We start from the raw sequence: 2065 nt of genomic DNA, 5'->3' as shown, positions 1-2065 counted from the left end.
GCCATCAAGGTCAAGTCCACCAAGGTGCTCCCAGGCCCCCGGCTACAACGGCCAGGGCAAGGACTGGGCCCTGATCAAGCTCGCCCAGCCCATCAACCTGCCCACCCTCAAGATCGCCGAGACCAAGGCCTACGACAACGGCACCTTCACCGTCGCGGGCTGGGGCGCCGCCCGCGAAGGCGGCAGCCAGCAGCGCTACCTCCTCAAGGCCCAGGTCCCCTTCGTCTCCGACGCCTCCTGCCAGAGCTCCTACGGCAGCGACCTCGTCCCCGCCGAGGAGATCTGCGCCGGCTACCCCCAGGGCGGAGTGGACACCTGCCAGGGCGACTCCGGCGGCCCCATGTTCCGCCGCGACAACAACAACGCCTGGATCCAGGTCGGCATCGTCAGCTGGGGCCAGGGCTGCGCACGCCCCAACTACCCCGGCGTCTACACCGAGGTCTCCACCTTCGCCGCCGCCATCAAGTCCGCGGCCGCCACCCTGTAACCCCCGGCAGTCCCCCGATCCGCACTCGTCCTTCCGGCCGGCCCTGAACCGGCCGGAAGGACGAGGCGCAATGTCCGGAACACCCCTAAGGTCGGTATCCGTGCCGTCCGCCGCCCTGCGGTTGCGGGCGGCAGCACACGCGGGTCCCATGGGAGGCACCAGCGGCATCGGCGAGCGACAGTGGGGCAGGCGGCGCATGACGATCAGAGTGGTCATCGCGGACGACCAGGACATGGTCAGAACCGGCTTCCGCATGATCCTCGAAAGCGTGCCCGACATCGAGGTCGTCGCCGACGTCGTCGACGGCGAAGCGGCCCTCGCGGCCGTCGCCGAGCACCGGCCCGACGTCCTCCTCCTCGACATCCGCATGCCCAAGCTCGACGGCCTCGAAGTCACCCGCCGCCTCTCCGGCCAGGACACCCCCCGCATCGTCATCGTCACCACCTTCGACCTCGACGAATACGTCCACGCCGCCCTCCACGGCGGAGCCTCCGGCTTCCTCCTCAAGGACGCCAGCCCCGCCATGCTCGTCGAAGCCGTCCGCGCCGCCGCCGCCGGCGACGCCCTCGTCTCACCCGCCATCACCGTCCGCCTGCTGCGCGACATGGCCCCCCGCACACCCGCCGCCCGGACCGCCCGCCGCCCCGCCGAACCCCTCACCGAACGCGAACGCGACGTCGTACGCTGCCTCGCGCGCGGCCTCACCAACGCCGAGATCGCCGCCGAGCTCTACGTCTCCCTCTCCACCGTCAAGACCCACCTCGCCAACGTCCAGGCCAAACTCGACGCCCGCAACCGCGTCGAGATCGCCGCCTGGGCCTGGGAAAGCGGCCTCGCCGCCACCACGGCGTGAGCCCCCTCGCCTCCTGGGCACGCCGCCACCCCCGCGCCGCCGACTGGATCCGGCTGCTGCTCTGCCTGCTCCTGCTCTCCCTCGTCACCTTCGAAGGCGTCGTCCTCGCCCGCCGGCCCAGCCCCCCGCACGCCGCCGTCTGGGCCTCCGGCCTCCTCGTCTGCCTCAGCGCCGCACCCTGGCCCGGCATCCCCCTCCTCGCCCGCGCCTGGTTCGCCGCCGCCACCACCTGGACCGTCACCCTCCTGCTGATCTTCGGCAACCGCCCCGTCATCGTCTGGGGAGCCGGCGAAGCCCTCGCCCTGCTCGTCCTCCTCTCCCAGGTCCTGCTCCGCGCCCCCGCCCGCACCGCCGCCGTACTCGGCCCCCTCCTCGGCCTGGGCTGCATGGCCGCCCCCGTCCGCGACACCAGCCCCGGCCGCTTCACCCTCCTCTTCTCCGTCCTCGCCGTCGTCGTGGCCGCCTACTCCCTCCTCCTGCGCCTCCAGGCCGTCCAACGCGTCCGCGAACTACACGCCGTACGCACCGCCGAACGCCTGGAACTCGCCCGCGAACTCCACGACCTCGTCGCCCACCACGTCACCGGCATCGTCGTCGAAGCCCGCGCCGCCCGCTTCACCCGCGTCGACGCCGACCGCGCCGCCGAGGTCCTCGGCCGCATCGAAACCGCCGGCGACGCGGCCCTCGCCTCCATGCGCCGCCTTCGTCAAGGTCCTCCGCGAGGA

The 2065-nt window shown here is 72.5% G+C and carries 2 protein-coding genes and 1 pseudogene; all 3 read left to right on the top strand.

Annotation, left to right across the window (positions count from 1 at the left end; genetic code table 11):
- Window positions 1-487 (top strand): annotated as a pseudogene (locus tag SSNG_RS09105) (serine protease); the annotation flags it as partial.
- 196 nt (window positions 488-683) lie between these two features.
- Window positions 684-1340 carry a response regulator transcription factor gene (locus SSNG_RS09100; RefSeq protein ID WP_007263524.1) on the top strand — a complete coding sequence of 219 codons (657 nt, stop codon included), beginning with the start codon at window positions 684-686 and terminating at the stop codon, window positions 1338-1340.
- Window positions 1337-2065, top strand: a 729-nt coding sequence (locus SSNG_RS41965) for a histidine kinase dimerization/phosphoacceptor domain-containing protein (protein WP_165364987.1), incomplete at its 3' end; no start/stop codon positions are given. The genes SSNG_RS09100 and SSNG_RS41965, both read left to right, overlap by 4 nt.

This window comes from Streptomyces sp. C, from assembly GCF_000158895.1.
GTDB classification, from domain to species: domain Bacteria; phylum Actinomycetota; class Actinomycetes; order Streptomycetales; family Streptomycetaceae; genus Streptomyces; species Streptomyces racemochromogenes.
The sequence above is the reverse complement of the archived record's forward strand: the minus strand, read 5'-3'. Positions and strand labels throughout refer to the sequence as shown.